Source organism: Neolewinella persica DSM 23188 (genome assembly GCF_000373105.1).
In the GTDB taxonomy this organism is placed as follows: Bacteria; Bacteroidota; Bacteroidia; order Chitinophagales; family Saprospiraceae; genus Neolewinella; species Neolewinella persica.
Genome location: NZ_KB890490.1, coordinates 1 through 1,851 on the forward strand (window position 1 = coordinate 1; position 1,851 = coordinate 1,851).

Annotated in this window: 2 protein-coding genes; both read right to left on the reverse strand. The window is 55.2% G+C overall.

The window, feature by feature from the left end:
- Positions 1-885, reverse strand: an 885-nt coding sequence (locus tag B036_RS0125730; RefSeq protein WP_020571607.1) for an IS91 family transposase, incomplete at its 3' end; no start/stop codon positions are given.
- Entirely contained in the window at positions 878-1,708 is an 831-nt protein-coding gene (locus B036_RS34045) for a tyrosine-type recombinase/integrase (protein ID WP_319922331.1), read from the reverse strand. The genes B036_RS34045 and B036_RS0125730, both read right to left, overlap by 8 nt.
- Positions 1,709-1,851: the final 143 nt, after the last annotated feature.

Sequence of the window (1,851 nt, forward strand, 5' to 3'; positions counted from 1 at the left end):
GCCATTTTGGCGGTAATCTTTATAGCGGAAGGAGACCTTCCCGTCGTCGAGATCGAGGAGGCGATGGTTGGAGATGGCGGTCTTGTGGGTGTAGCGACCGAGGTATTCGATGACGGATTCGGGACCGGCGAAGGGGGCTTTGGCGTAGACCACCCAGTCTTGCCGATGGCGTTGGTGTAGCCAGCGTCGGATCTCCTCTTTTTTGGTCGGCGCTGAAGGAGGGAGTACTAATGCACCGTCGTTCCAGGCTTTGCGAAAGGCCTTGAGGAAGACGGCGCGAAAGACCTTGCTCATTGCTTTGACGGGAAAGAGGAAGCCAGCCTTTTCGTAACCTTTTTTTGGAGATACCCAGTTGCCTGCTCCGTCGAGCCCGCCGCTGGGAACGATGGCGTGGACGTGGGGGTGGAGCATGAGGTTTTGTCCCCAGGTATGCAAAACCATGCTTGCACCCGCGTTCGCGCCCAGCCATTTTTTGTCCTTTGCAAAGGTGTCCAGTGTTTTCCAAGCCGAGCGAAAAAGCAGGTCGTAGCAAAACCTGGGGTCGTAGCGGCAAAAATCGTTGAACTCGGCTGGGATGGTGAAAACAATGTGCTGATAGCGAACGGGTAAGCATTCGCTTCGGCGGTCTTCGATCCATAATTCGCGGGCCAGTCCGCCGCATTTGGGGCAGTGGCGGTTGCGGCAGGAGTTGTAGCTGATTTTGCTGCTGCCGCAGTCGGTGCACACGTTTATGTGGCCGCCTAACTCAGCGGTGCGGCAACGCTCAATGGCGGATAAAGTGCGGAGGTGATGGGTGGGGACTTTGCCGGTCGAGCGGTATTTATCGCCGTATTTTTTAATTATATCGGCGACTTCAAAATCCGGGCGTTTTTTGACGTTACGCACCGAATAAAAAAGATAGTGGTGAGGGTATATCCTTTAATTCCGGCGAGGCGTAGCTCAGGTAGCGGAAAGTCGTGCTGAAGTGAGCGTGCCCGAGCAGTTGTTTAAGCCGGATCAGGTTACCGCCGTGGTTGAGGTACTGGACGGCGAAGCAGTGGCGCAGCGTGTGGGGACACACCTTTTTGGTGAGTCCGGCACGCAGGCTGGTGGTACGTACGATGTATTGCACACCGCGCACGGAGATGCCACCGGTGATGGATTTTCGGGTGGTACTGGTGAAGAGGTAGTCCGTCGGATGCTCGGCGCGGAAATGGGCGATAAGGTCGCGGCGTAGGGCTTCATCGTAGGGCAAAGTCCGTTGTTTGCCGCCCTTGGCCTTGCGGATGATGAGGGTACGGTGTTCAGCATCAAAGTCGTGCAGGCGGATACGGCCAACCTCGCCAGCGCGTAGTCCGAGGCCGAAGATGAGGCTGAGGACAAGACGGTGTTTGGGGGAGGTGGCCGCAGTAAAGAGTTGGCGTAACTCACTGGTGGTGAGCAGCTCACCTAGCTGGGCTGATTTACGCGGAATAGGTACGGTGACGACGCGGTCGGGCTGATTAGTGACCTGGCGGAAATAGTACTTTAGCCCGCAAACGATGGTGTTAAGTGCCGAATTGCCGACCGCTTGTTTACGCCAGTCGAGAAACTCGAAAATCTCATTGGTGGTGATCTCATTGATGTCCCGATCAATGTATGCCTGCAGGTCACGAATGGCACGACAGTAAGATTGGGTAGTACTTTCTGACCTTCCTTTCAGCCAAAGGTGCTGTCTTTGGCGATCAATCGAGGATTGACAACTGGGATGATGGGCCAGGAACGCCAGGCTGCGGCGGAGCTTTTTTTAGCCATTGTAAAAGGAGTTTGATTTACTCCTAAGTTAGGGGTATTTTGCGGTAGCGGTTGGCGCGATAGCGGCTTAGTTCAACA